22 protein-coding genes and 3 tRNA genes are annotated in these 22,921 nt (G+C 68.2%); 14 read left to right on the top strand and 11 right to left on the bottom strand.

What is annotated here, in order from left to right; all coding sequences use genetic code 11:
* The first annotated feature begins 110 nt into the window (after nt 1-110).
* Entirely contained in the window at nt 111-1,754 is a 1,644-nt protein-coding gene (locus AC0LPE_RS08685; RefSeq protein ID WP_490606032.1) for a flavin-containing monooxygenase, read from the top strand.
* A 37-nt stretch (nt 1,755-1,791) separates the two neighbouring features.
* A complete protein-coding gene (locus AC0LPE_RS08680) occupies nt 1,792-2,739 on the top strand; it encodes an alpha/beta hydrolase (protein WP_490606031.1) in 948 nt (315 codons plus the stop codon).
* Nucleotides 2,740-2,751: 12 nt separating this feature from the next.
* Here the strand turns inward: AC0LPE_RS08680 and AC0LPE_RS08675 are convergent, their stop codons facing one another.
* The 3 genes from AC0LPE_RS08675 to AC0LPE_RS08665 are packed head-to-tail and all read right to left on the bottom strand — an operon-like array spanning nt 2,752 to nt 5,413.
* Entirely contained in the window at nt 2,752-3,018 is a 267-nt protein-coding gene (locus tag AC0LPE_RS08675) for a hypothetical protein (protein WP_059383938.1), read from the bottom strand.
* Complete coding sequence (locus tag AC0LPE_RS08670) at nt 2,996-4,252, bottom strand: fatty acid desaturase family protein (RefSeq protein WP_490606030.1); 1,257 nt, start codon at nt 4,250-4,252, stop codon at nt 2,996-2,998. The genes AC0LPE_RS08675 and AC0LPE_RS08670 overlap by 23 nt, the downstream gene beginning before the upstream one ends.
* 42 nt (nt 4,253-4,294) lie before the next feature.
* Nucleotides 4,295-5,413, bottom strand: a complete 1,119-nt coding sequence (locus tag AC0LPE_RS08665; RefSeq protein WP_490606029.1) for a ferredoxin reductase — start codon at nt 5,411-5,413, stop codon at nt 4,295-4,297.
* 154 nt (nt 5,414-5,567) lie between these two features.
* Between AC0LPE_RS08665 and AC0LPE_RS08660 the strand changes: the two genes are divergently transcribed.
* Nucleotides 5,568-6,221: a TetR family transcriptional regulator gene (locus tag AC0LPE_RS08660; protein ID WP_490606028.1), complete on the top strand. Its 654-nt coding sequence runs from the start codon at nt 5,568-5,570 to the stop codon at nt 6,219-6,221.
* A gap of 78 nt (nt 6,222-6,299) precedes the next feature.
* Nucleotides 6,300-7,133: an alpha/beta fold hydrolase gene (locus tag AC0LPE_RS08655; RefSeq protein ID WP_490606027.1), complete on the top strand. Its 834-nt coding sequence runs from the start codon at nt 6,300-6,302 to the stop codon at nt 7,131-7,133.
* A gap of 39 nt (nt 7,134-7,172) precedes the next feature.
* On the opposite strand, the gene AC0LPE_RS08650 is transcribed toward AC0LPE_RS08655, so the two are convergent.
* On the bottom strand, nt 7,173-7,748 hold the full coding sequence (locus AC0LPE_RS08650) for a TetR/AcrR family transcriptional regulator (protein ID WP_026061615.1): 576 nt from the start codon (nt 7,746-7,748) through the stop codon (nt 7,173-7,175).
* Between the two features lie 96 nt (nt 7,749-7,844).
* Here AC0LPE_RS08650 and AC0LPE_RS08645 point away from each other — a divergent pair, with 96 nt between their 5' ends.
* Complete coding sequence (locus tag AC0LPE_RS08645) at nt 7,845-8,666, top strand: acyl-CoA thioesterase (protein ID WP_059383943.1); 822 nt, start codon at nt 7,845-7,847, stop codon at nt 8,664-8,666.
* Nucleotides 8,667-8,778: 112 nt separating this feature from the next.
* Nucleotides 8,779-9,669 carry an SGNH/GDSL hydrolase family protein gene (locus AC0LPE_RS08640; protein WP_442802276.1) on the top strand — a complete coding sequence of 297 codons (891 nt, stop codon included), beginning with the start codon at nt 8,779-8,781 and terminating at the stop codon, nt 9,667-9,669.
* Between the two features lie 6 nt (nt 9,670-9,675).
* Here AC0LPE_RS08640 and AC0LPE_RS08635 read toward each other — a convergent pair whose 3' ends face one another.
* Nucleotides 9,676-11,007 (bottom strand): MFS transporter, encoded by a 1,332-nt coding sequence (locus tag AC0LPE_RS08635; RefSeq protein WP_490606026.1) that lies wholly within the window; start codon nt 11,005-11,007, stop codon nt 9,676-9,678.
* 107 nt (nt 11,008-11,114) lie between these two features.
* Here AC0LPE_RS08635 and cmrA point away from each other — a divergent pair, with 107 nt between their 5' ends.
* Nucleotides 11,115-11,921, top strand: a complete 807-nt coding sequence (cmrA, locus tag AC0LPE_RS08630; protein WP_016694416.1) for a mycolate reductase — start codon at nt 11,115-11,117, stop codon at nt 11,919-11,921.
* A gap of 40 nt (nt 11,922-11,961) precedes the next feature.
* On the opposite strand, the gene AC0LPE_RS08625 is transcribed toward cmrA, so the two are convergent.
* Nucleotides 11,962-13,503: a helicase HerA-like domain-containing protein gene (locus AC0LPE_RS08625; RefSeq protein ID WP_490606025.1), complete on the bottom strand. Its 1,542-nt coding sequence runs from the start codon at nt 13,501-13,503 to the stop codon at nt 11,962-11,964.
* Nucleotides 13,504-13,776: 273 nt separating this feature from the next.
* Between AC0LPE_RS08625 and AC0LPE_RS08620 the strand changes: the two genes are divergently transcribed.
* The 3 genes from AC0LPE_RS08620 to AC0LPE_RS08610 all read left to right on the top strand — a co-directional run bounded on the left by AC0LPE_RS08620 (nt 13,777) and on the right by AC0LPE_RS08610 (nt 16,098).
* Nucleotides 13,777-15,267 carry a trimethylamine monooxygenase gene (locus AC0LPE_RS08620; protein WP_490606024.1) on the top strand — a complete coding sequence of 497 codons (1,491 nt, stop codon included), beginning with the start codon at nt 13,777-13,779 and terminating at the stop codon, nt 15,265-15,267.
* A 72-nt stretch (nt 15,268-15,339) separates the two neighbouring features.
* Nucleotides 15,340-15,939 carry an oligoribonuclease gene (orn, locus tag AC0LPE_RS08615; protein ID WP_016694413.1) on the top strand — a complete coding sequence of 200 codons (600 nt, stop codon included), beginning with the start codon at nt 15,340-15,342 and terminating at the stop codon, nt 15,937-15,939.
* 86 nt (nt 15,940-16,025) lie between these two features.
* A tRNA-His gene (locus AC0LPE_RS08610) sits at nt 16,026-16,098 on the top strand.
* A 194-nt stretch (nt 16,099-16,292) separates the two neighbouring features.
* Here the strand turns inward: AC0LPE_RS08610 and AC0LPE_RS08605 are convergent.
* Nucleotides 16,293-17,435, bottom strand: a complete 1,143-nt coding sequence (locus AC0LPE_RS08605) for a lipase family protein (protein ID WP_229567854.1) — start codon at nt 17,433-17,435, stop codon at nt 16,293-16,295.
* Nucleotides 17,436-17,452: 17 nt separating this feature from the next.
* Nucleotides 17,453-18,673, bottom strand: coding sequence for a L,D-transpeptidase (locus tag AC0LPE_RS08600; RefSeq protein ID WP_186455151.1), 1,221 nt, complete (start codon nt 18,671-18,673; stop codon nt 17,453-17,455).
* Between the two features lie 258 nt (nt 18,674-18,931).
* Between AC0LPE_RS08600 and AC0LPE_RS08595 the strand changes: the two genes are divergently transcribed.
* Both AC0LPE_RS08595 and AC0LPE_RS08590 read left to right on the top strand, forming a co-directional pair.
* Nucleotides 18,932-19,004: transfer RNA gene (locus AC0LPE_RS08595), tRNA-Lys, on the top strand.
* 96 nt (nt 19,005-19,100) lie between these two features.
* Nucleotides 19,101-19,173, top strand: a tRNA-Lys gene (locus AC0LPE_RS08590).
* Between the two features lie 120 nt (nt 19,174-19,293).
* Here AC0LPE_RS08590 and AC0LPE_RS08585 read toward each other — a convergent pair.
* Nucleotides 19,294-19,518: a DUF3618 domain-containing protein gene (locus tag AC0LPE_RS08585; RefSeq protein ID WP_016694410.1), complete on the bottom strand. Its 225-nt coding sequence runs from the start codon at nt 19,516-19,518 to the stop codon at nt 19,294-19,296.
* Nucleotides 19,519-19,607: 89 nt separating this feature from the next.
* On the opposite strand from AC0LPE_RS08585, the gene bcp reads away from it, so the two are divergent.
* Nucleotides 19,608-20,081: a thioredoxin-dependent thiol peroxidase gene (gene bcp / locus AC0LPE_RS08580; protein ID WP_016694409.1), complete on the top strand. Its 474-nt coding sequence runs from the start codon at nt 19,608-19,610 to the stop codon at nt 20,079-20,081.
* Nucleotides 20,082-20,105: 24 nt separating this feature from the next.
* Here bcp and AC0LPE_RS08575 read toward each other — a convergent pair whose 3' ends face one another.
* Nucleotides 20,106-21,476: a dipeptidase gene (locus tag AC0LPE_RS08575; protein WP_490606023.1), complete on the bottom strand. Its 1,371-nt coding sequence runs from the start codon at nt 21,474-21,476 to the stop codon at nt 20,106-20,108.
* 228 nt (nt 21,477-21,704) lie between these two features.
* Here AC0LPE_RS08575 and AC0LPE_RS08570 point away from each other — a divergent pair, with 228 nt between their 5' ends.
* The gene (locus AC0LPE_RS08570; RefSeq protein WP_016694406.1) at nt 21,705-22,505 is read left to right on the top strand and encodes a TetR family transcriptional regulator; all 801 of its coding nucleotides are present in this window, start codon (nt 21,705-21,707) and stop codon (nt 22,503-22,505) included.
* Nucleotides 22,506-22,515: 10 nt separating this feature from the next.
* Here AC0LPE_RS08570 and acpS read toward each other — a convergent pair whose 3' ends face one another.
* Complete coding sequence (gene acpS / locus AC0LPE_RS08565) at nt 22,516-22,920, bottom strand: holo-ACP synthase AcpS (protein ID WP_016694405.1); 405 nt, start codon at nt 22,918-22,920, stop codon at nt 22,516-22,518.
* Nucleotide 22,921 lies beyond the last annotated feature (1 nt).

The raw sequence follows: 22,921 nt of genomic DNA, 5'->3' as shown, positions 1-22,921 counted from the left end.
TCGATGGGGTAATTCGCCCCGCGTTCTCGTGTGCGATCCACGTCATCGTCGATGCAGACCTTCGGTTCATCCGCCGGAGCGACATCACCGATACCGAGGAGCCAGGACAGATGACCACTTCCTCCACCACCCCCGACACCGACGTCGTCGTCGTAGGAGCCGGATTCGCCGGCCTGTACGCGCTGCACAAACTGCGCGACCGGATGAACCTGTCCGTGCGGGTCTTCGAGGCCGGCGACGATGTGGGTGGCACCTGGTACTGGAACCGCTATCCCGGCGCCCGCTGCGACATCGAGTCGATCCACTACTCGTACTCGTTCGACGAGGACCTGCAGCAGGAGTGGCAGTGGAGCGAGAAGTTCGCCGGGCAACCGGAGATCCTCCGCTACCTGAACCACGTGGCCGACCGCTTCGACCTGCGGAAGACGATCACATTCGGCACGCGGGTGATCGGCGTGCACTGGGACGACGAGAACTCGTGGTGGACCGTCCGCACCGACACCGGTGAGACCGTGACGGCCCGGTGGTTCATCTCCGGCGCCGGCAACCTCTCGGTTCCCAAGAAGCCCGAGTTCGGAGGCATCGACAACTTCCGTGGGCAGGTGCTGCTGACCGGCAACTGGCCGCACGAGCCCGTCGACTTCACCGGCAGGCGGGTCGCGGTCATCGGCACCGGCGCCAGTGGGATCCAGGCGATCCCGCTGATCGCGCAACAGGCCGCGGAACTGGTGGTCTTCCAGCGCACGCCCCAGTTCGCCACCCCGCTCGGGAACGGTCCGCTCGACCCGCAGGTGCTGGACGAGGCCAAGAAGATCTACCCCGAACTGAGAGAGGCCGCACGCAACCACTTCCTGGGTGTTCCGTTCGACCAGGTGCAGCCGTCGGCGCTCGCCGTCGATGCCGAGGAGCGTCGGCGGGTGTTCGACGAACGCTGGAACGCGGGCGGGTTCCGCCTGTTCATCGACAGCTTCCAGGACATCCTCTTCGACAGGCAGGCCAACGACACCGCCGCCGAGTACATCCGCGAGCGGATCCGCGAGCGGGTCCAGGACCCCGCCAAGGCCGACACGCTCGCACCCCGGGGATACGCCTACGCCACGAAACGTCCCCCGCTCGAGACGAACTACTACGAGGCCTACAACCGCGACAACGTGCACCTCGTCGACGTGAAGAGCACTCCGATCAGCGAGATCACCGAAACCGGTGTGCGCGTCGGCGACCGCACCTACGAGGTCGACACCATCGTGCTCGCGACCGGCTTCGACGCGATGACCGGACCGCTCATGGCCATGGACATCCGCGGCCGCAACGGTGTGCGCCTGGCCGACAGGTGGGCACACGGGCCGCGCACCTATCTCGGCATCATGATCGACGAGTTCCCCAACCTCTTCACGATCACCGGACCGCAGTCGCCCTCGGTGCTCTACAACATGCCGCTGGCGATCGAGGACCACGTCGACTTCGCGACCGACGCGATCGCGTATCTGCGCGCACACGATCTCCACGTCATCGAACCCACCCCGGAAGCCGAAGCCGACTGGGTGCGCACCACCACCGAGATCGCCGAGCAGACGCTGCTGCCGCAGACCGACTCGTGGTACATGGGCGCGAACATCCCCGGCAAACCGCGTGCCTGCATGGTCTACCTCGGGGGTGCCCCCACCTACCGGCAGGTCTGCGCCGAGGTCGTCGACGGCGGTTACGTCGGCTTCGACCTCGCCCCGGCACGAGCCACCGTCCCGGCCGCCTCGTAGCGCACCGATCTCCCCACCTTTCGGAAGGAAACCACCCATGGCACTCGACGACCACGCCGCCGGCCTCATCGCAGGACTTCGGCAGCAGGGATTCACGTCGTTCTCGCAGATGACGGTCGATCAGGTCCGCGCGACGATCGCGACCTTCACCGATCTCCAACTTCCACCGCAGGACGTCGAGCGTGTGGACGAGACCCACTACGAGAGCGACGGCGTCGATCTCCCCCTGCGGATCCATACCCCCGGGGCGGACACCGGGCCGCGTCCGGTGGTGCTCTACTTCCACGGCGGCGGGTTCGTCGCGGGCGACCTCACCGTCGTGGACGAACCGGCGCGGGCGATCGCCCGCGCGACCGGGGCCACCGTGGTGACCGCGGGATACCGTCTGGCGCCGGAACATCCGTTCCCCGCAGCGGCCGACGACGCGTGGGCTGCGTTGCAGTGGGTCACCGCGCACATCGCCGAGTGCGGCGGCGACCCGCACAACCTGGTGGTGATGGGCGACAGTGCCGGTGGCAACCTCGCAGCCGGAGTCGCGTTGCGGGCTCGTGACGAAGGCGCACCGGTGCTGCGCGGACAGGTGCTGATCTATCCGGCGCTGGACCGCGCTGCCGACCTGCCCTCGCGCCGCGAGTTCGCCGAGGGGTACATCGTCACCGCCGCCGACATGGACTGGTTCCTCGACCGGTACTTCGCCTCACCCGGGGACGCGGAGACACCGTATGCGCTTCCCGCACGCGCGCCCCGTGTGGACGGTCTGCCACCGACCCTGGTGCTCACCACCGAGAACGAGGTGCTCCGCGACGAAGGTGAGTTCTACGGACGGCGGCTGCGCGAAGCCGGCGTGGACGTGACGATCCGCCGGTTCGACGGGCTCGTGCACGGCGCGTTCTGGATGTCGGGCGCGGTGCCGCGCAGCGGCGAGATGCGCGACGAGGTGGCGAAGTTCGTCACCCGCACCATCTCGGGCGTCCCCGCGCGGTAGGAACTCGATCCGCTATTCCGCGGGAGGGGCCGAGCGACGATCCGACGTCGCCGGCCCTTCTCCGCTTTCCTCGCCGTCGCGCGCCGCACGCTCGTCGTCGTCGCGCGCCGCGCGGGCGGCCTCGCGCATCTCGATCGCGTCGGTGATCAGTTCGCCGATCTCGCGGGTGACGTCCCGGACCGCTCCGGTGATGATCCCCGCGATCGCGCCGACGTGGGTGGCCGCCGACTCGGTGACCTCCTGGATCGTGTCCTTGTTACGCTCGAATCTTCCCACCATGTTCGACCCCCTCGATCGTGTCGTCCGCGAGGGTACCCGCATCGTCGAGCCGGCGATCGGTGGAGCGGTGACGTTGGATGATCACCTGCGACTCGGGTTCGGGCGCGAGCCAACCGGGCGGGAGGGCGAACTTGAAGATCTTCTTCCAGACCGACGTCACCTGGGCGGTGAGGCCACCGGTGTTGTACGGAAGTCCGTGCTTCTCGCACAGTTCCCTGACCTTCGGGGCGACCCCCGGATAACGGTGCGCCGGCAGGTCGGGGAACAGGTGGTGCTCGATCTGGTGCGACAGGTTGCCGGACATGATGTGGAACAACGGGGAGCCGGTGATGTTCGCGCTGCCCAGCATCTGCCGGACGTACCACTCGCCCCGGGTCTCGTCGGCGGTCTCCTCCTCGGTGAAGGACTGCACGCCGGACGGGAAGTGGCCGCAGAAGATGATCGAGTACGCCCACACGTTGCGCACCAGGTTGGCGGTCGCGTTACCGAGCAGGGTCGGGACGAACATCGGTCCGCTCAGCAGCGGGAAGGCGATGTAGTCCTTGATCACCTGGCGACCGGCCTTGCGCCACCAGCCCTTCGCGATCGGGATCACGTCGCGCCAGGAGCGTTTCCCGGCGACGATCCGGTCGACCTCCGCGTCGTGCATCATAACGCCCCATTCGAACAGGAACATGAGTGCGGTCGCGTAGACCGGGTTGCCGAGATAGTAGGGATGCCACTTCTGGGCAGGGTCCATACGCAGGATCCCGTATCCGATGTCGCGATCCTGGCCGAGGATGTTGGTGTAGGTGTGGTGCACGTAGTTGTGCGAGTGCCGCCACTGGTCCGACGGGCACACCGTGTCCCACTCGAAGACACGGGAATTCAATGACGGTTCGCGCATCCAGTCGTACTGACCGTGCATCACGTTGTGCCCGATCTCCATGTTGTCGAGGATCTTCGACACGCTCAGTGCTGCGACCCCGGCGACCCATGCGGGCGGGAGGAATCCGACGAAGAGCAGACCGCGACCGGCGATCTCGAATCCGCGCTGCGCCTTGATGATCCGGTAGAGGTACTCGCGATCCTCGTCACCGAGGGATGCGAGCGTCTGCTCCCGCAGTGCGTCGAGTTCGCGACCGATCTCCTCGACGCTGTCGTGGTCGAGGACGAGCGGTTCGTTCTCGGCCGCAGAACTGCGGCCGGACAGGAAGGGCAGGAAGGGGACGGTGGGTAGGGACAATCCGAACATGATGTCCTCCAAGGTTTTCGGTGGTGTCGTCCGATGGCCGGTTCAGAGTTCGACGGCGACGTCGCCGACCGGGGCGTTGACACAGATCTGGATGCGGCGACCGGGTTCCGAATCGACGTCGCCGGTACGCACGTCGCGCGTGCAGCCCGACAGCCGGACTGCGGTGCAGCTGTGGCAGATGCCCATGCGGCATCCGTGTTCGGGCGTGAGCCCTGCCGCTTCGGCCTGCTCGAGCAGCGTCGACCCGGTGTTCTCGGCAACGACGCTGGATTCGGCGAACGAGATCTCGCCGCCGGCATCGTCCGTCGACACGACCGGTGGTGCGAGGACGAATTCCTCGGTGTTCACCATGGTCTCGGCACCCCGCTCGGCGTAGACCTCGCGGATGCGCGCGACCATCTCCGCCGGACCGCACACGAAGGTGGGTGTGTCGGCATACCAGGGCGCGACGGCCGCGAGGTGGTTACGGTCGAACCGCCCCTGCAGCAGCCCGTCGTCGGAGCGGGTGTGGGCGTGGACGATCTCGATGTTGGGGCGGTCGGCGAGCGCCTCGAGTTCGGCGCGACGCGGAACGTGCCCGGGCGTACGGGTGTAGTAGAGCAGCACTGCGGACCCGTCGTACCCCTCGGCGAGGAGACCGGACAGCATCGACAGCACGGGCGTCAGCCCGGAACCCGCGGCGACGAACAGCAGGCGTCGAGGGCGTGGGCTCGGCAGCACGAACTCGCCCGCGGGAGAACCGAGTTCGACGACATCTCCGACCTGCGCACGGTCGTGGAGGTGGCGCGAGACGGTGCCCTCGGAATGCCTGCCGATGGTGAACCGCAGGTCGGGCCTGCGCTTCGACTCCACGTCGACGAGTGTCGGCGAGTAGCAGCGCGTGTGCCGCACACCGTCGACGCGGACCGACACGGTCACGTACTGCCCGGGAAGGGGTCGGCACGGCTGCGCGGGCCGCACCGTGACCGTGAGCGAGTCGGTGGCACTTCGGTCCACATCTGTAATCCGGGCGTAGTTCGCCGACGTGACGAGAAGCGGGTCGGCGAGTTCCAGGTAGCGGTCCGGGTGATGCGGATAGGACAGCATCCCGAGTGCTCCTACCAGGAGTTTCCGCAACGAACCCGAGTGCGGGACGGGTGTCGGACGGTCGCGCACGATCATGTCTGTCCGCCTTTCGGTAGACCTCTGCGTGCTCAGTGAACGAATGTGCACTGAAATCAGTGTGACAGTCGGACACACCTGTCTGTCAACCCTGATGTGACCGCAGACACAGATGACCGGACACCGCCCGGAACGTCGTGCCTAGACTCGGGGGGTGTCCACCGCTTCCGTACCCCCGCCGACCACCCGCGCCGAACGCAAGGAACGCACACGTCAGGCGCTTCTCGACGCCGCCCTCGAACTGTCCGCCGACCGGGGACTCGGCGGGGTGAGCCTGCGGGAGGTGGCCCGCAGCGCGGGCATCGTGCCGACCGCGTTCTACCGGCACTTCTCGTCCATGGACGAGCTCGGAGTCACTCTCGCCGCCGACACGATGCGGGTGCTGCGGCGCCTGCTGCGCGACGCGCGGCGCACACCCGGCCCGGCAGGGGCGCGGCAATCGCTCGACGTGCTGGTCCAGCAGGTACGGGCTCACAAGGCGGCCTTCCGGTTCCTGGCACGCGAACGCCACGGCGGCGTTCCCGAGGTGGCCGCCGCGATCTCCGTCGAGCTGCGCCTGCTGACCAGCGAGCTCGCCGCCGACCTGGGTCGCTCCCCGGGCCTCGAGGACTGGGATTTCGACGATCTCGAGATGGCCGCCGACCTGCTGGTCACCGCCATGCTCGATTTCGTCCTCGACCTGCTCGCCATCGAACGTCCCGGGAGCGCGCAGGAAGCAGAGGTGGTCACCCGCGCGGAGAAGCAGATGCGTCTGATCCTGCTGGGAGCGGCGGCGTGGCGACCACGACGGACGTCCGACGACCGATGACGGGTCGGCGCGACGCCGGTTCGTCGAGGTGGACGGGAAATCCTGTCGGAGACACCTGCCTTCCGTAACGTGGTTCCCATGGCATCGACCGAACCCGCCACCTACGACGACCTGACCTTCGACGTGCGCGTGGCGGGTCCGAGGGACGGCACGCCCGTCGTGCTCCTGCACGGCTTCCCCGAGACATCACGCAGCTGGACGCCGGTGGCGCGACTGCTCGTCGAGCGCGGTTTCCGCGTGATCGCCCCCGACCAGCGCGGATACTCCCCCGGTGCCCGACCGACCGGCGTCGAGCACTACGGGGTGCCGGCGCTCGCCGGTGATGTCCTCGGCCTGCTCGACGAGTTCGGGCTCGATCGCGTCCACCTCGTCGGGCACGACTGGGGCGCCGCCGTGGCCTGGTATTTCGCCGCCCACCATCCCGACCGCGTCTCGGCGTTGACGGCAGTCTCCGTCCCCCACCTCGCGGCCTACGGCTGGGCGTTGCGGGAGGACGCCGACCAGCGTGAGCGCTCCTCCTACATCGGTCTCTTCCGTGAGGAGGGCAAGGCGGAGGACCTTCTCCTCACCGACGGCGCGCGGCGCCTGCGGGCGATGTTCACCTCCGCCGTCGACCACGACTCGATCGACCACTACGTCGCCGCCATGTCCGCGCCGGGCGCTCTCACCGCCGCCCTGAACTGGTATCGCGCCATGACGCGGGATCTCGATTCGACTCCCCCGGTCCGCGTCCCGACGACCTACATCTGGAGCACCGCCGACATCGCGATCGGCCGCGCCGGCGCCGAACGGTGCGGCGAGTTCGTCGACGCCGAGTACGACTTCGTGGTCCTGCCCGACGTCTCGCACTGGATTCCGGAGGAAGCCCCGGACGAGATCGCGAACGCGATCTCGCGGCGACGGAACGGCTGAGAGTCCACCGACCGCGGCTTCCGGCCGCTGCAGCTTCGGTCAGCCCACCACCGGGGCGAGCAGCACCTCGAGTTCGGCGACGACCGCATCGAGCGGAGCCGGACTGCGTTGCGCCTGGGCCACGACCAACGCGCCCTCCAGGGCGGCGATGACCAGGTTCGCCAACGACCGCGCACGCTCCGCGCCGACGCCGTCGGCCACCAGGGACCGCGCGACTACGTCGACGAAGGTGTCGAAGGCCTCCCCCGCTCGTGCGCGCGCCCGCGGTTCGGTCCCGAGACCGGCGGCCACCACCGGACACCCCGCGACGTAATCGGTGGCCACCAGACCTTCGCGCCACAGGTCGACGACGGCGCGCACCGTGTCCACCACGCCGAGACCGTCGACCTTCGCCGTCAGCGACCGCTCGATCCGGGTGGCCGCCCGGTCCGTCGCCTCTTCGACGAGTTGCGCCTTACCGCCGGGAAAGTGGTGGTAGATCGAGCCGCGCGGTGCCCCGCTGTGCTCGAGCACGTCCCGGAACGACGTGGCCGCGACACCTCGTTCGCTCATCAGCGCGATCGCGCTGGCGATCATCGCCGCGCGCGGTCCGTCCCGCCGTTCTGCAGCGCTCACCCGTTCCTCCGGCAGTGGTGGTTGTCCCCCATATTCTATGTATGTTGTCGTACGGATCCGATCTTGCGCGACACCATTTTCCGAGGAGACCCTGCCATGACCGACGTCTCGGTGACCACTCACGTCTTCGACGCTGCCGTCGACCTGTTCGAGGTCCGGGACGATCACACCGAAGGGCACACGCACCCCGCCTACGCGAACATGGTCGGCCCGTTCGGCGGTATCACCGCCGCGACCCTCCTCCGCGCGGTCGAACGACACCCGGATGTCCTCGGCATGCCGCTGTCCCTGACCGTCAACTACGCCGGCCCCATCGCCGACGGCCCGTTCGACATCGCGGTGCGCCCGGTGCGCACGAATCGGACCACCCAGCACTGGTCGATCGAGCTGTCGCAGGGCGGTGAGGTCACCACCACGGCGACAGCCGTCTTCGGTCTTCGTCGCCCCACCTGGTCGTCGACCGAACTGCAGGCACCGACCGCCCCGGCACCCGACTCGCTCGAGCCGACACCTCTGCCCGACTACATCGCGTGGGCACGCAACTACGAGATGAGGTACGCCGCGGGAGCCGTTCCCGAGGAGGGCAGCGCGGAGGTCGCCGACTCCACGTCGACACTGTGGGTCCGCGACGTCCCGTCGCGTCCGCTCGACTTCGCCTCGCTCACCGCGATGTGCGACATCTTCTATCCCCGCGCCTTCCTACGTCTGGGTCGAGTGCTGCCTGCCGGCACGGTCTCGATGACCGTCTACTTCCACGCGGACCCGGAGACCGTTGCCGCGCAATCCGACAGTCCCGTGCTCGCGACCGCACGTGCGAATCGTTTCGAACAGGGCTTCTTCGACCAGAGCGCACATCTGTGGGGACGCGACGGCATCCTGCTCGCGACCTCGCACCAGATCGTCTATTTCAAGGCATGATCGCAGCGGTCGGTGCCCGGCCGACCCGAGCGGTCCGTGTTCGGCGCCCGCCCGCGTCACCGGCACACCTGTAGCCTCGGAAACATCTTCTCCCCGAATTGCGAGATCCACTGTGACGATGCCGAGACTCCTCCGACGGTCGGGTGTCATCGCCTGCGCCGCAATCGCGTTCGCGACCGTGGGCACGGTCGCCTGCGCCGACACACAGGAGCCGGAAGCGGCCGCAGACTACGCGTCGTACGTCGCCCTGGGAGATTCGTTCACCTCCGGACCCGGCATCCCCCCGCAGACCGAAGGCGATCCGTGCGGGCGGTCGGCGAGCAACTACCCCACCCTCGTTGCGACCGATCTCGGCATCGAGGACTTCGTCGACGCCTCGTGCGGCGCCGCCACCTCCCTCGACTTCGCGATGCCGCAGACCACCTTCCGCGGCGCGACGGTGCCACCGCAGTACGACGCGCTGCGCCCCGACACCGAACTCGTCACCGTGGGTATCGGCGGCAACGACATCGGTCTCGTCCAGCTGGCGCTGGGATGCGTCAATCTCGCCGCGCCGCCCCAGGGCACCTCGTGCGCGATCACGAACGCCCCGGACGGCACCGACCGCATCGATGCCGCCATCGACACCTTCGCTCCCGTCTACACCACGGTGATCGACGAGATCCGCCGCCGTTCCCCGGAGGCACGCATCGTGCTCGTCGGCTACCCCACCGGGATCCGCGACGGCGGGTGCTTCCCCGAACAGCGGATCTGGCCCGACGACGCGACCTACCTGCAGGAGAAGATCGACCGGTTGAACACCGTCATGCGCGAGCAGGCCGAGGCCGCGGACGTGGACTACGTCGACCTGCGCGATTCGACCCGCGACCACGACGCGTGCGCCGACCCCGAGACCCGGTGGATGGCCGGCCTGCAACCGACCGCCGGATCGATCCCGCTGCATCCGAACGCGGCCGGGCACCGCAACGCCGCCGACCAGGTGCTGGCCACGATCACCGACTGAGCCGGTTCACGCCGTCGCGGACGTCTCCGGAGCCCGCACGGCGAGCAGCGCCACCAGACCCGCGGCGAGCACGATCAGCAATCCCACGATGCCCGCGCGGTCGGTGCCGAACCACCACGCGAAGAACCCGAACAGCGTCGGCGCCAGGAACGACACCGCGCGTCCCGTCGTCGCGTAGAGACCGAACATCTGCCCCTCCCGGCCCGGCGGGGTCAGTCGCGCCAGGAAGGTGCGCGCCGACGACTGGGCGGGGCCGACGAACAGGCACAGCACCAGACCGAAGATCCAGAACATCGTGGGACCCGACACCACCAGCAGGACGATGCCGGTCGCGATCATGGCGACCAACGAGCCCACGATGACCGCCTTGGGCCCGACCCGGTCGTCGACGCGTCCGGCCACCAGTGCGCCCACCGCGGAGACGACGTTCGCGGCGACACCGAAGATCAGCACGTCGCCCGCTCCGATCCCGTAGACCGTGACGGCGAGGACCGCCCCGAAGGTGAAGACACCGGCGAGACCGTCCCGGAACAACGCCGACGCCCCGAGATACCAGATGGTGCGACGATCCGCCCGCCACAATTCCGTCAGGTCGCGCCACAGCACGCGGTACGACTCGACGAAACCGGCGCGGCGGGCGACGTCGCCACGCGCGACCGGCTTCTCCGGGACGGCGAGGAGCACGGGCACGGCGAACACCGCGAACCACACGGCCGCGAACAGCGCGACGAGCCGGATGTTGGTGCCGTCCTCGGTGGGCACCCCGAGGAAACCGCGGGTGTCGCCGTCACCGGCGATGAACCCGGTGTAGCACAGCAGCAGGAGCACGATGCCGCCGAAATAGCCCATCGCCCAACCGAAACCCGAGACCCGGCCGATGTCGTCCGGCGTCGACACCTGACGCAGCATCGAGTTGTACGGCACCTGCGCGAGCTCGGCCATCACGGACGCCACGCCGAGCAGGACCAGGCCGAGCCACAGATAGTGGTAGTCGTCGCGCACGAAGTACATCGCCGCCATCGCCGCGACGGTGACCGCGGTGAGAATGCCCAGCGACCACTTCCGTCGCCCGGCCGCGTCGTACCGCTGACCCGACACCGGGGCGGTCACGGCGATGACGAACCCGGCGATGCCGAGCGACCATCCGAGCCAGGTGCTCGCCGAGATCCCACCCGGCAGGTCGTCGCCGACCGCGTCGGTGAGATAGACGGAGAACACGAACGTCAGGATCACGGCGTTGAACGCCGCGGAACCCCAGTCCCACAGACCCCACGAGACGACCTGACGACGTGTCGTGGCCTCCCCGGCCCCGCTCGCCGTGTCCGTGAACGCATTCATGCCCCGGAGCCTAGGCTTCCGGAGTCCCCGCAGCACCGAACGACTCGGCCTCGAGCCGGGGGCGGGCCCGGTCACCACTCCTGCGCCTGCCGCTACGCTGACCCACTGTGACTCTGCCGAATCCCCATCCCGATGCCCGTGCCGTCGTCACCGGAGCGTCCTCCGGCATCGGCGAGGCCCTCGCAACCGAACTCGCCGCCCGCGGCCACTCGCTGATCCTGGTCGCCCGTCGCGGCGAGGTGATGGAGGCGCTCGCCGAGACCCTGCGCGCGCAGCACGGCGTGACCGTCGAGGTGCGCGCGTGCGATCTGTCCGACCGTGACGCACGGACACCGCTCGTCGACGAACTCGGACGTCGGCGCATCAGCATCCTGTGCAACAACGCCGGTATCGCCACCTTCGGCGCGGTCGCCGAGCTCGACGCGGCCTACGAGCGGGCACAGGTCGAGCTCAACGCCGTCGCCGTGCACGACCTCACCCTCGCGGTGCTGCCGCAGATGGTCGAGCGGAACTCCGGCGCGATCCTCATGGTGGGTTCGGCCGCCGGCAACATGCCGATCCCGAACAATGCCACCTACGCCGCGACGAAGGCGTTCGTCAACACCTTCTCCGAGTCGCTGCGCGGCGAACTCAAGGGCACCGGCGTGCACGTCACGCTGCTCGCCCCCGGCCCGGTGCGCACCGAGGAACCCGACCCCGCCGAGGCGTCGATCGTCGACAAGCTGGTCCCGGACTTCCTGTGGATCTCGAGCGAGCACACCGCGAAGGTCTCGCTCGACGCGCTCGCCGCGAACCGGATGCGCATCGTGCCCGGTGTGATCAGCAAGGCCATGTCGGCCGCCGGTCAGTTCTCGCCGCGGTCGATCTCGGCCCCCATCGCCGGCGCGTTCTACAAGAAGCTCGGCGGCAACTGACACGCAGCACCATTTCACCGCCTTCGGCGGCAGCAACACTTCACCGCCTTCGGCGGCGTCCCGTGCCGAAGAGGCTCCGGCCGATCTCCCGGCCGGCCGCGGACGCCGCCGAACGGATGAAGCTGCGCACAGCCGCACTGCCGAGCACCTGCTCCACGACCGACACCTCGGCGTCGTCCGGTGCCTGCGACGGCACGTCCGGGACCGGTTCGACGTCGGTCGCCCCGACCACCGAGGCGGTGAGCTTCTCGTAGGCCGATTCCCGGTCGATGGTGCGGCCGTATTTGCCGTAGAGCGGGTTCGCCTGCGCCGACGCACGCATCGCGCTCTCCCCCACCGTGCCCATCAGCGAATGCGGCGGTCGCAGCCGCGTCCAGGCGACGGGGGTGGGCGCACCCAGTTCGGACAGGACCGTCACGATCGCCTCACCGGTCCCCAGGCCGGTCAGTGCGTCGGCGAGGTCGTAGGCGTCGGTCTTCGGGAAGGTGCGCACGACCTTCGACAGTGCGGCTTCGTCCTCGGGTGTGAAGGCGCGCAGCGCGTGCTGGATCCGCGCTCCGAGCTGCGACAGCACGCTCCGGGGCATATCCGTGGGCGACTGCGTGCAGAAGACCACGCCGACGCCCTTGGACCGGATGAGCTTCACTGTCTGTTCGATCTGCTGCAGGAATGCCTTCGACGCATCGGTGAAGAGCAGATGCGCCTCGTCGAAGAAGAACACGAGCCGCGGCTTGTCGACGTCGCCGACCTCCGGTAACGACTGGAACAGGTCGGCGAGCAACCACATCAGGAACGTCGAGAACAGCGTCGGCCGGGTGGCCTCGGCGCCGAACTCGAACAGGTTGATCGTGCCCTGACCGTCGATCACCCGCAGCAGGTCCTCGACCTCCAGTTCGGGTTCGCCGAAGAATCCCTCCCCGCCCGCGTTCTCGAGGTTGACGACCGCACGGAGGATGACGCCCGCGGTCGCGGGCGACACGGCACCGAGATCGTCGAGTGCGTCGCGCCCTTCGTCGCTCGTCAGGTGCCGGATCACCTGCCGCAGGTCGGCGAGATCGAGCAGCGGCAGGCCGTTGCGATCGGCCCAGTGGAAGATCAGGCCTAGGGTGGACTCTTGAGTGGCGTTGAGCCCCAGCACCTTCGACAGCAGGATCGGCCCGAACGAGGTGACGGTGGCGCGGACGGGGATACCGACCCCCTCGGTGCCGAGCGAGTAGAAGGCCACGGGATGTCCCGTGGGCGTCCAGTCCTCGTCACCGGTGTCGGCCGCGCGGGTGAGCACCGCATCGTCCGGCTCGCCGGCGGCCGACAGACCCGACAGGTCGGACTTCACGTCGGCCATCACCACCGGCACCCCCGCCGCCGACAGTTGTTCGGCCATGACCTGCAGCGTCTTGGTCTTGCCCCTGCCGGTCGCACCGGCGACCAGCGCGTGACGATTGAGCGTGGCGAGCGGGATGCGCACCGGCGCGTCGGGATCGGCGACGCCGTCGAGCACCACCGTGCCCAGTTCCAGCGCCTCGCCGATCACCTCGTACCCGGCCGCGATGGTCGCGGCGGTGATCTCCGGCTTGTCGGTCATGCTCGCCCCCTCCGGCCTCGACCTCGCCCACCGCGACGGTACCGGGCCGCCGAACCCACGGAAGGACCATTATTATCGGGTGCCAGAATTGTCGCATTACAGTGATTCCCCTCACAACAGCAGCGGGGAGGTTTCCCGCTCAGCGAACCGCGTTGACCTGCACTTTCTCCGCGAGAATCCGTGCCGTCGACGACGCAAGGATCGTTCGCAAAAACAACGACGTGTGCTAGCAACGAACTACGCGACATATTCCACGAACACAGGAGAAACACATTGACGCCCAAGATCGCCATTCTCGGAGCAGGTCCCAGTGGACTCGCACAGCTGCGCGCTTTCGAAGCAGCCCGAAAGGCCGGTCTGGAGCAGATCCCCGACATCGTCTGCTACGAGAAGCAGCCCGACTGGGGAGGAATGTGGAACTACACCTGGCACACGGGACTCGACGAGCACGGTGAGCCCGTCCACGGGAGCATGTACCGCTACCTGTGGTCCAACGGCCCGAAGGAATGCCTCGAGTTCGCCGACTACTCTTTCGAGGAGCACTTCGGGCGCCCCATCCCGTCGTACCCGCCGCGCGCCGTCCTGCTCGACTACATCATGGGTCGCGTCGAGAAGAGCGACGTGCGCAAGTACATCCGGTTCAACACCGCGGTGCGGTGGGTCGAGTGGTCCGACGAGACGCAGAAGTTCACCGTGACGGTGATGGACCACGACCGGGGTGCGCTGGAGTCCGACGAGTTCGACTACGTCGTCGTCGCCACCGGACACTTCTCCACCCCGCACGTCCCCCACTTCGACGGCCTCGACCGGTTCCCGGGACGCGTGCTGCACGCCCATGACTTCCGCGACGCCCGCGAGTTCACCGGCAAGCGACTGCTGCTCGTCGGCAGCAGCTACTCGGCCGAGGACATCGGAACGCAGTGCATCAAGTACGGCGCCGAACAGGTCACCTTCAGCTACCGCAGCGCACCGATGGGTCACGACTGGCCCGAGCAGTTCTCCGAGGTGCCGTTGCTCACCCACGTCGACGGCAAGGTCGCCCACTTCCGCGACGGCAGCACCCGCGAGGTCGACGCCATCGTGCTGTGCACGGGATACAAGCACCACTACCCGTTCCTGCCCGACGAACTCGCACTGCGCACCAGCAACCGGCTCTACCCGCGCGACATCTACAAGGGGATCTTCCTCCAGCGCAACCCGAAGCTGATGTACCTCGGTGCGCAGGACCAGTACTTCACGTTCAACATGTTCGACGCGCAGGCCTGGTACGCACGCGACTTCATGCTCGGCCGCGTCGACCTGCCCGACGTCGACACCCGCGAGCAGGACATCGACCACTGGCGGGCACGCGAGGAGAAGCTGTCGTCGCCGGTGGAGGACATCGACTTCCAGGCCGCCTACATCCGCGATCTCGTCGACCGCACCGACTACCCCGAGTTCCACGTCGAACGCCAGGGCGAGGTGTTCAAGCAGTGGAAGCAGGACAAGAAGCGCGACATCATGGGCTACCGCAACAACAGCTACCCCTCGACGCTCACCGGCACCGTCGCTCCGCCGCTGCCGGCACCGTGGATGGAGATCCTCGACGACTCCCCCGAGTCCTTCCTTCGACACGATTTCACCGCGCCTGAAGTGACCGCAGAGGGGCGGTTCACCGCCCCGGAAGTGACCTCGGAGGGGCGGACCCTCGACCGTCAGCACACCCCGGCGGCACGTCGTCCTGCCCGTCCGGCAGCGTCGCGCACCGTCTCCGTGAAGGCGTGACGGTGCCCGTTTCGTCCCGGACCGTCGACGCCGCGCCTCGTGGGTGCAGCTCCGGTCGATAGTCTGTCTGTCGTGCAGGACAAACTCGTATGGATCGACTGTGAGATGACGGGGCTGCGTCTCGGCAGCGACAAACTGATCGAGATCGCGGCTCTGGTCACCGACAGTGATCTCAACGTGCTCGGCGAGGGCGTGGACATCGTGATCCACGCCGATGACGACGCCCTCGCCGACATGCCGGAGGTCGTGCAGCAGATGCACGAGCGATCCGGCCTGACCGAAGAGGTGCGCCGCTCGACGGTCAGCCTCGCCGAAGCGGAGAAGCAGGTCCTCGCGTACATCCGCGAGCACGTCCCCGAGGCGGGTACGGCGCCGCTGGCCGGCAACTCCATCGCGACCGACCGCGCGTTCATCACCCGCGACATGCCCGAGCTCGACAACTATCTGCACTACCGGATGGTGGACGTCAGCTCGATCAAGGAGCTGTGCCGGCGCTGGTATCCGCGCATCTACTTCGGTCAGCCGGAGAAGGGGCTGTCGCACCGGGCGCTCGCGGACATCAAGGAGTCGATCCGCGAACTGCGCTACTACCGGCGCACGGCGTTCGTGGCGCCTCCCGGCCCCACTCCGGCCGACCTCGCGGCCGTCGTGAAGGACCTGGGACCGGCCTGACCAGCCGATTCGTCTTTTTCGACTTCGTCAGGCTAGTATCTGTACCGCAGGCGCAAGCGACCGAGAGGTTGCCGGCGGATGCGATGGTGAGTGTAGTTCAGTTGGTAGAGCACCAGGTTGTGATCCTGGCTGTCGCGGGTTCGAGTCCCGTCACTCACCCCGAAGAGAGCCCCCGATCGGATTTCCGATCGGGGGTTTTCTCGTTCCTGGCGGATCCTCACGCACGGCGGATCCTCACGCACGGCGGTTCCTCACGCGCAGGGCTCCTCACGCGCAGGGCTCCTCGCGCGCCGAACCGGGGTTCGCCGCCGCTGCAGCGCGCGCACGGCCCGGTTCGGGGCGCGAAGGCCGGTCTATTCGAACGAGCGCGTCACGAAGGCGTCGACGTCGGCCCGGGAGCGCTCCACCGTCGTGTAGTGCCCGGCCATGTAGACGCGGTAGTCGACGTCCGCCCCTGCGGCCTTCATGTCGGCGGCGAGCGCCGCGGACAGCGGCAACGGGACCATCACGTCGTGGATTCCGTGGGCGAGGAAGACCGGCCGGTCGTAGCCGTCCGTCGGGGCGGCGAGATAGTCGGCCAGCAGCGCCGGCATCTGGCCCTCGGCCAGCGGGCGCGCGAGCAGGTCCCCGACCGGGATGTCGCGCACCGACTCCTCGAGATCGTCGTAGCAGAGCTCTTCGGCCCGATCGACGACCTCGCGGCCGACCGGGGTCAGGTAGCCCTCGACGTCGGCCTCGGGGTAGGCGTCGCGCAACCCGGCGAAGATGTATCCGCTGAAGCTGACCAGGCCCCACAGGCCCGGATCGGGGAAGCCCGGGACACCGATCGTGAAGGCCCGCTCGAGGTTCGCCGGGGCGCCCGTGGCGACCGTTCCGCGGAAGTCGAGTTCGGGAGCGCGGGAGGTCGCGATCGCGGCGGTGTGCAGCGCCGCGTGCCCTCCCTGCGACTGCCCCATCACGATCCAGCGCTCCGACAGCGGTGCCCCACCGTCGCGGGCGGCCCGGACGATGTCGACGATGCTGTTCGCGGCGCTGGGGCCGTCGAGATAGCGGTGGAGCCCCTCGGAGCCCAGACCCGGGAAATCGGCGGAGACGACAGCGTACCCGGAATCGAGCCAGTGCTGCAGATAGGTCCGCTCGAGATCGGAACGCGGCGTGCGGGTCGTGAGTGCGCAGTCGTCGCCCACGCCGGTCGTGCCGTGTGCCCACGCGATGACGGGCCAGCCACCCTCGGGGGCGTCGCCCTCGGGCAGGAACAACGCGCCCGTGGCGAGGGTCGGCTCACCGGACCGCCACTCGGTGGAGTATTCGAGCTTGGTGGCCGTGGCAGCACCGGGCACCGACAGTTCGTCGGGCAGCGGCTGTTGCGAGACCACCGAACCCGGCGTCGGCGCGGACGGCCCCACCGGCGAAGCCGCAGCCCCGGTCGGTGTCAGGGCCGCGAGCAGCACGGCACCGCAGCAGGCAGCACGCAACCATCTCCCCCGAACGGCCATCGATCCCCCTTCACCCGTCACGCCGCAGCGTTGCCGGCCTTCCACGTCGACCACGGGATGTTCCAGTCACCGAGTCCGTCCGTTCCGGGGAGAGTACCGCCTACGGTGTTGCGGACCACGACGATGTCACCGCGCTTGGTGTTGTCGAAGATCCACTTGGCGTTGGCGGGGCTGAGGTTCAGGCAGCCGTGGCTGACGTTGCGCACACCCTGGTCGCCGAGCGACCACGGTGCGGAGTGGAAGAAGATGCCGCTGTAGGACATCCGCGTCGCCCATTCCACCGGGGTGCGGTAACCCTGCGCCGAGTCGGCGGGAACCCCGTAGGTGGACGAGTCCATGATCATGTTCTCGAACCGGTCGCCGATGATGTAGACGCCGTTGGGCGTGGGCGAGGAGTCCTTGCCGAAGGAGGTCGGCATCGTGATCACGTCGACCCCGTTGCGGTTGACGGTGACCTGCTTGGTCACGTCGTCCGCGGTGATGACCACCGCGTCGCCGATGGTGAAGGACGAGTGGACGTCGGACTGGCCGAAGAGGCCGTCGCCGAGATCCTTGCCGTAGACGTTCACGTCGACGGTGATGGCGGTGCCGGGCACCCAGTAGTTCTCCGGCCGCCACCGCACCTCGCGGTTGTTGACCCAGTAGAAGGCGCCCTCGACGGGCGGGTTCGTGGTGACGGTGATGGCCGCCTCGGCCGCGAGCCGATCCGGAATGTTCTCGTCGAACTGCACGGCGATCGGCTGACCGATGCCCACGATCGAACCCTCACCGGGAAGCACGTAGGGCTGGGTGAGGTTGGCCGGCGACGAGGTCGTGAACGACGCCGTCGACGTGGTCGCGCCGCCGAGTCCGTACGCGACGGTCTCGAGCGTGTAGGAGCGGTTGTACCCGAGCGGTTCGGTGTTCACCCAGGTGAGTCCGTCGGCGGCGAGTTCGCCCTGCACCGGTTCGCCCGCCGGGTTGAGCAGGGTCACCGAGTCGAGCTTGCCGTTGACGACCGAGACCGTCACCGGATCGATCGGCGAGAAGCCGACCGAGGCGTCGGCCACACTCGACGACACCGTCGGCTTGATCAGCGCGGCCACGGGATTGGAATCGATCGGCACCTCCTCGGCGCCCGTTCCCGAACCTCCGGCGCATCCCGTGACGAACGCAACAACGCCGACGACGACCACTCCGAGGATTCCCCGTACCCGACGACCCCGGGGGTTCCCCGCACTCGACTCCGTCACTTCCATACTCCGATCCCGCCTCCCCCAAGGCACCGAAAACGCACGTCACAACACCGAACACGATGATGCCAGCCCCTCTTGCGGCCGACCCGACGCGACTCCCCCGTACGTCGGTAACGTTCGAATGACAATCGCTCCGACCGTCCGATCCGTTACATCCACAACCTTACAGAAAACATTCTGACCAGGCGATTTGGCGCGTCGCGCGACGGTGTGTAATGTTCTCTTCGTTGCTGGGACGGCATCCCGGGAACAGATCGTCAAGCGCCATTAGCTCAATTGGCAGAGCAGCTGACTCTTAATCAGCGGGTTCGGGGTTCGAGTCCCTGATGGCGCACAACACGAAGGCCGGACACCCAGTGTCCGGCCTTCGTTCTGGCGGTGACCCCGTCCTCCGCATCGTCGGGACGACGACCGGGAGACACATCGCCACGCGCCATTAGCTCAATTGGCAGAGCAGCTGACTCTTAATCAGCGGGTTCGGGGTTCGAGTCCCTGATGGCGCACAACACGAAGGCCGGACACCGGAAACGGTGTCCGGCCTTCGTCGTTCGCGACGGTCCCGGAACGAGGAACACCCACGCCGGGTCGGCGTGGGTGTCCTGTGAAGCGGTGGAGCGGACGGGTCAGCGCAGGATCCTGCGCAGCACCAGCAACCCGACGACCGTGCCGGCCGCGATCGCTGCGTACTTCTTCACCTGCGGCTGGTTCACCTTCGCGATGAGGGTCTGCTTCGTGCTCTCCATGAGATTCTTCGGGTTGGCGCGGACACTCAGTTCGTCGAGTGTGCTCGCGAGCTGATTGCGGGCCTTCTCGATCTCCCGCTCGATGTCCTCGGTGTCCCTAGCCACGTGTCCTCCAGAAGGTCGCTGCAGTGTGCTGCGACCACGGTAATGGACGCGCACCGGGAATGGCTGCACGGTCCACTACTGTCGCCTTCATGACCGAGAACAGCAGACTCGCCCCCGGCGATCCCGCACCTGATTTCACCCTTCCCGATGCCGACGGCAACGAGGTGTCGCTGTCGGACTATCGCGGACGCAAGGTCATCGTGTACTTCTACCCCGCCGCGAGCACCCCGGGATGCACGAAGCAGGCGTGCGATTTCCGCGACAGTCTCGCCGAGCTGAACGAGGCGGGTCTCGATGTGATCGGCATCTCGCCCGACAAGCCGGCCAAGCTCGCGAAGTTCCGCGACGCCGAGCAGCTCACCTTCCCGCTGCTGTCGGATCCCGAGAAGACCACCCTCCAGGCGTGGGGTGCCTTCGGCGAGAAGAAGATGTACGGCAAGACCGTCACCGGCGTCATCCGCTCGACCTTCCTCGTCGACGAGGACGGGAAGGTCGAGGTCGCGCAGTACAACGTCCGCGCGACCGGGCACGTGGCGAAGCTGCGCCGCGACCTGTCCGTCTGACGCCCGGCGGCTCGGCCGGCAGCGTTACCGCGGCGCCAGCGAGGTCAGCAGCAACGCCTCGGCCACGGCGAGATTCTCGATCTCGGTGGGATCGACACTCTCGTTCGGCGCGTGGATGACACAGCGTGGTTCCTCGACGCCGATCAGGGCGATCTCGGCCCGCGGCACGGCGCGTTGCAGCGCGGTGCACAGCGGGATCGAGCCGCCCTGACCGGCCGTCCCGACCTCCCGGCCGTAGGCGGTCTCGAGCGCGGCGCGCAGCGCGGCGTAACCGGGACCGTCCGTCGCCGCCCGGAAGGGCTCGCCGAGGACGTCGCGGTCGATGCGCAGGCGCGCGCCCCACGGCACGTGCGTCTCGAGGTGGGCAACGAGCGCGTCCTGGGCGGTGCGGGCGTCGATGCCGGGCGGCACGCGCAGGTTCAGGCGCGCGGACGCGCGCGGCACGACCGCCGCGGCCGATCCGACCACGGGCGGGGCGTCGATACCGAGGACGGTCAGTGCCGGTCGCGCCCACACCGCGTCGGCGACGGTGCCGGAGGTGGGCAGCGAGACACCGTCGAGCACACCCGCGTCGGTGCGGAAACGGTCCTCGGGATACGGGACACCGTCCCAGGTGGCGGTGCAGTCCAGTCCATCGACGACGGTGTTGCCGTGCTCGTCGCGCAGGGTGCCGAGCAGATGGATCAGCGCGGCCAGCGCGTCGGGTGCCGCTCCCCCGTACATCCCGGAGTGGATCTCGCCCTTCAGCGTCTCGATGTGGACGTCGACGTTCGCGATGCCCCGCAGCGTCGTGGTGAGGGTGGGCCGGCCGACCCCGGCATTGCCGCTGTCGCCGATGACGATGAGATCGGCGTCGAACAGCTCGGGTCGTTCGGCGACGAGGTGGTCGAGGCCGGCGCCACCCATCTCCTCCGAACCCTCGATGACGATGCGGACACCGACGGGCAGCGGGCCGTCCACACGCAGCGCGCGCAGCGCGAGCAGGTGCATGACGACGTTGCCCTTGCAGTCGGCGGCGCCGCGGCCGTACCAGCGACCGTCCCGTTCGGTGAGCATGAAGGGTTCGCTGTGCCAGAGCGATTCGTCGCCGGGCGGCTGAACGTCGTAGTGGCTGTAGAGCAGAACCGTCGGGGCGCCCTCGGGGGCGGGTGTGTGACCCAGCACCGCGAGGGAGCCGTCGGCGGTCTCGATCGTCTCGACGTTCTCGATTCCCGCCTCGGCGAAGGCATCCCGCACCCAGTTCGCCGCACCGACGCATTCCTCCACCGGGAACTGGCGCGGATCCGCGACGGAACGGAACGCGACGAGCCGCGCGAGGTCGTCGCGCGCGGCGGGCATCGCCTCCCGGATCCGCTCACGGATGCGCTGCGTCGCGTCGGTGTCTGTCGCTGTCATGATCCGTCCTCCGCACGTCGGATGAATACGTCGATTCGGTCCGGCAGTCGTTCGAGACCGAAACGGTGGTCCTGCTCGTGCCATACTGCCCCGGCCGCGATCGGCCCGGTCGCTGCCCCCGCACTGTTCTGCAGCGAACCGCACGGTGACCTGTGGCTGCCCGGTTTGTGACACTCGGACTCACAACAAGTATTCGGGAAAGGACGGACGTCCGGCTAGCCTGGGCGCGTGGAGTCAGCAACGAACGGCCGCCGCGCCCCGCGCCGGATCGATCCGGCGCTCGAGGTTCAGGCCGAGCCCCAGGAGCTCGTGCCGCGTCGGCGGCCCACCCAGGAGCGGAGCCGCCGCAAGTTCGACGCCCTGTTGGCCGCCTCGCGTGAACTGCTCACCGAGGTCGGCTTCGAGTCGTTCACCTGTGAGGAGGTCGCGTCCCGCGCCGACGTCCCCATCGGCACGCTCTACCAGTTCTTCGCCAACAAATACGTGATCGTGTGCGAGCTCAACCGTCAGGACCTCGTCGGCGTCCAGAGCGAACTCGCCCAGTTCAACGGCAAGATCCCGTCCGTCGACTGGTTGCGCTTCCTCAACAGCTTCGTCGACCACCTCGCCGGACTGTGGACCACCGATCCGTCACGCCGTGAGGTGTGGCTCGCGATGCAGTCCACCCCGTCCACCCGGGCCACCGGTGCCATCCACGAACGCGAGTTCGCCGAGCAGGTCGCGCGGATGCTCGCGCCGCTCACCCCGGACACCCCGCGGCCGCGCCGCAAGCTCATGGCCGAGGTGCTCGTCCACATCGTGTACTCGATGCTCAACTTCTCGGTGCAGGACGACCAGACCCACGCCGACGCCGTCGTCGAGCTCAAGCGCATCATGGTCGCCTATCTGCAGATCGCCGAACAGGACTCACGCGCCCAGGCCAAGCGACGCAAGCGCCGCGAGGAGCGCGAGGAATCCGCACGCGAACAAGCCGACCGGCAGGACACCGAAACGGATCAGGCCGAGGAAGCTCGCGCTCCCTCGGCCTGAGTCCCCACATCTACGTACGCCGGTCGTCCTCGTCGAGGACGACGAACGCGCCGGCCATGTCACCGTCGTGGGTCAACGACACATGGATCCGGACGCCGGTCAGCTTCTCGGCGACCTGCCGGTGCAGCCGGATGCTCGGGCGACCCCACGCGTCCGAGACCACTTCGATCTGCTGATGGATCGTCTCCGGTAACACCGGTGGACTGCCGAACAGCGACGCCGACCACGCCTTGATCACCGCCTCCTTCGCCGCCCACCGGGCGGCGAAGTGACGGGCGGGATCGGAGCTGCGGGTGTTCGCGTCGCGACGCTCACCCGGTGTGAAGTTCGCCAGCATCGTCGTTCCCGTCCGACTCAGCTGCTCCGCGAACTCCGGCACCGACACGAGGTCGAACCCGACACCCGCAACTCCCATC

Source organism: Rhodococcus sp. S3 (genome assembly GCF_058211795.1).
Note: the sequence above shows the minus strand (reverse complement) of the source record. Positions and strands in the feature narration are given on the sequence as shown.

What these genes read in the sequence shown, in the direction of transcription:
- AC0LPE_RS08655 (WP_490606027.1), top strand. Translation starts at nt 6,300, where the DNA reads ATGGCATCGACCGAACCCGCCACCTACGACGACCTGACCTTCGACGTG.
- bcp (WP_016694409.1), top strand. Translation starts at nt 19,608, where the DNA reads ATGACCGAGAACAGCAGACTCGCCCCCGGCGATCCCGCACCTGATTTC.
- acpS (WP_016694405.1), bottom strand. Translation starts at nt 22,920, where the DNA reads ATGGGAGTTGCGGGTGTCGGGTTCGACCTCGTGTCGGTGCCGGAGTTC.
- AC0LPE_RS08685 (WP_490606032.1), top strand. Translation starts at nt 111, where the DNA reads ATGACCACTTCCTCCACCACCCCCGACACCGACGTCGTCGTCGTAGGA.
- AC0LPE_RS08645 (WP_059383943.1), top strand. Translation starts at nt 7,845, where the DNA reads ATGACCGACGTCTCGGTGACCACTCACGTCTTCGACGCTGCCGTCGAC.
- AC0LPE_RS08575 (WP_490606023.1), bottom strand. Translation starts at nt 21,476, where the DNA reads ATGACAGCGACAGACACCGACGCGACGCAGCGCATCCGTGAGCGGATC.
- AC0LPE_RS08670 (WP_490606030.1), bottom strand. Translation starts at nt 4,252, where the DNA reads ATGTTCGGATTGTCCCTACCCACCGTCCCCTTCCTGCCCTTCCTGTCC.
- AC0LPE_RS08600 (WP_186455151.1), bottom strand. Translation starts at nt 18,673, where the DNA reads ATGGAAGTGACGGAGTCGAGTGCGGGGAACCCCCGGGGTCGTCGGGTA.
- AC0LPE_RS08665 (WP_490606029.1), bottom strand. Translation starts at nt 5,413, where the DNA reads ATGATCGTGCGCGACCGTCCGACACCCGTCCCGCACTCGGGTTCGTTG.
- AC0LPE_RS08625 (WP_490606025.1), bottom strand. Translation starts at nt 13,503, where the DNA reads ATGACCGACAAGCCGGAGATCACCGCCGCGACCATCGCGGCCGGGTAC.
- AC0LPE_RS08635 (WP_490606026.1), bottom strand. Translation starts at nt 11,007, where the DNA reads ATGAATGCGTTCACGGACACGGCGAGCGGGGCCGGGGAGGCCACGACA.
- AC0LPE_RS08680 (WP_490606031.1), top strand. Translation starts at nt 1,792, where the DNA reads ATGGCACTCGACGACCACGCCGCCGGCCTCATCGCAGGACTTCGGCAG.
- AC0LPE_RS08675 (WP_059383938.1), bottom strand. Translation starts at nt 3,018, where the DNA reads ATGGTGGGAAGATTCGAGCGTAACAAGGACACGATCCAGGAGGTCACC.
- AC0LPE_RS08605 (WP_229567854.1), bottom strand. Translation starts at nt 17,435, where the DNA reads ATGGCCGTTCGGGGGAGATGGTTGCGTGCTGCCTGCTGCGGTGCCGTG.